The organism is Bartonella sp. AA1HLJMS, assembly GCF_042197445.1.
Taxonomy (GTDB): domain Bacteria; phylum Pseudomonadota; class Alphaproteobacteria; order Rhizobiales; family Rhizobiaceae; genus Bartonella.
Genome location: NZ_JBHIRW010000108.1, coordinates 1 through 2,569 on the forward strand (window position 1 = coordinate 1; position 2,569 = coordinate 2,569).

General features: G+C 41.4%; 1 pseudogene. It reads right to left on the minus strand.

Annotated features, from left to right (window positions below):
* Positions 1 to 2,569: pseudogene (locus ACFIQE_RS09530) on the minus strand (hypothetical protein); the annotation flags it as partial.

Sequence of the window (2,569 nt, forward strand, 5' to 3'; positions counted from 1 at the left end):
ACATCATCATAACTTTGCTCTTCAACAGCACTGCCATCTTCTTTGACGATCTTAACTTTGAAGCTTGGAGCACTCCAATGACCTTCTTTATATTCAGCGCCACCACCTAAATAAGTTGCAACAGTCTTATTCGTATCAAAAAGCTGAGAACCATTGACCGCTTCACTTGAGCTTGCAGAAACCTCTCCATTGGAAAGAAACTTAATTTTACTGTTGCCTTTCTCATCACCCTTTCTATGTGTTGCTACAAACGCCTTTTCAGAATCACTCCACAACAACGCATTCTGCTTAATATTTTCAGTAACCTCCGTGTTGTTTTGAGTAAACTCTTTGTAAAGATTCTCAAAAGAGCTTCCTACCCCTGCAAAGGCTTGCGCTACATCATCATAGCTCTTCTCTTCAACCTTGCTACCATCCTCATTGACAGTCTTAAATTTGAAACTTGGAGCCTTCCAAATTCCATTCTCATAACCAGCATCACCGCCTAAAGACTGCGCAACATTGCTTCCCAAAGCATAAAGCTGAGAACCCGTTACCGCATCACTTGAGTTTACAGAAACCTCTCCATTCGCAAGTAACGTGATCTTGCTGTTTTTCTTGTCACCATCAGTTCCATGTGTCGCAACAAATGCGTGATCATTATCACTCCATAACAACGCATTCTGCTTAATATTTTCAGAAATCTCATTCGTATTTTCTGTAATCTCTTCATGAAGCTTTGTGAATGAATGATCAACACCAGTAAATGCATCCGCTACACTTTGATAACTCTTATCCTGCACTGTGTAGGTCGGTGCTACACCTTTAAACACATCGGCTCCACCACCTAAGTACTTCGAAGTATTATCAGAAACTGTTTTTAGATTATTCGTTACTGTCGTAACATTCTGATTGGTCGTAAAAAGTTGCGAACCATTCACTGCTTCTGTCGAAGCCTCTGCAAGTTCTCCTGCTTTTACACCTGTGAGAGTCCGTGCCGCACCATCAGTGTTTACAAACGTAACTTTCGTACCGCTCTTTTCACCTCCAACCGCAATAACACGTGTCTTCTCATCTTGCTTAACAAGACTATCACCCACAACTTGGTTAATCTCATTCTTAAGCTCTTTATGAATATTCGTGAAAGAACTACCAACTCCAGCAAACGCTTCCGCTACTGTTTTATAGCTCTGTTCCTCAACCTTATCGCCATCAGCACTCACTGTATTAACCTTGAAGCTTGGAGAAACCCACTTGCCTTCTTTATATTCAGCACCACCACCAAAATAGCTCGCTAACGTATTATTCATCGAATAAAGCTGAGATCCATTCACAGCATCGGTCGATATTTCTGTAAGTGCTCCTGCTTTTACGCCTGTGAGGGTCCGCTCGGCATCACCACTATTGGCAATGTTAATGCTTGTACCGCCTTTTTCTGCACCTATCTTTATCACTTTGCTATCAGCATCCTGCTTAACAAGGCTATCACTCACCACATTGTTAATGTGATTGTTAATATCCGTGACGGCATTCGTCACTTTATTGTGAAGATTGGTGAAAGATGTACCAACACCTGCAAAGGCTTGCGCTACATCATCATAGCTCTTCTCTTCAAGATTATCGCCAGCAGCATTCACTGTATTAACTTTGAAGTTTGGAGCAATCCACTTGCCTTCTTTATATTCAGCGCCACCACCAAAATAGTTCGCTAACGTATTATTCATCGAATAAAGTTGACCACCTGTTACTGCATCCGTGGAACCAGAAGCAATATTACCATCCAAAATGTGGGTAATCTTGCTCGCTGTTCTTTTTCTGCCTTCCCCATGAAGAGCACTAAAGGCACTCTCTTCCTTGCTCCACGATAAAGAATCCTGTGCAACGCCCTCTGAGACTTCTTTAATACGTTGGTTTACATTCTTGATATTCGTATCAAGACCTGTAAACGCAGAGCCAACATCTTTAAACTCTGTTGTCTCTACCTGACCATGAGCATTAACCTGGGATAATTGATAAGTTGGGCCTGTAAAGCTACCTTCTTTAAAGGCTGTATCCCCACCTAAGAACTGTGCAACATCTTGAGAAATGGTATGAATCTGACCGCCTGTAACCACATCATGTGACTTTTCCGCAATCTGACCATCCGCAACATTATGCAAAGCAACAGCAGCTGCATTTTGGCCTTTTCCAAAGGTCACGCTCGTATAATCAATTTTACCATCCTTCTTATCGTAAAGAACAACGGCTGAATCATCTGACTGAAGACTGTTAGAAAGATCCTTCAAACCTTTATCAAGCTGACCTTTGTTAACAGCTTCATTATCCTTTGTTGCTTCACCAACACCTGAAAGTGTCCGATCCGTACCAGTCTTGTTGGCTATGTTGATTTCACTGCCTTCTACTTCTTTACCAATAGTGATAACTTTTGTCTTTTCATCCTGCTTCGCAAGGCTATCACTGACTACATTGGTCACATCATTATGAACATTCGTAATAGAACTACTAATATCAGAAAGTGCTTCCGCTACACTATTGTAAACCTTTTCATCACCAGTGCTACCATCATCATTGACAGTTTTAAGTTTGAATG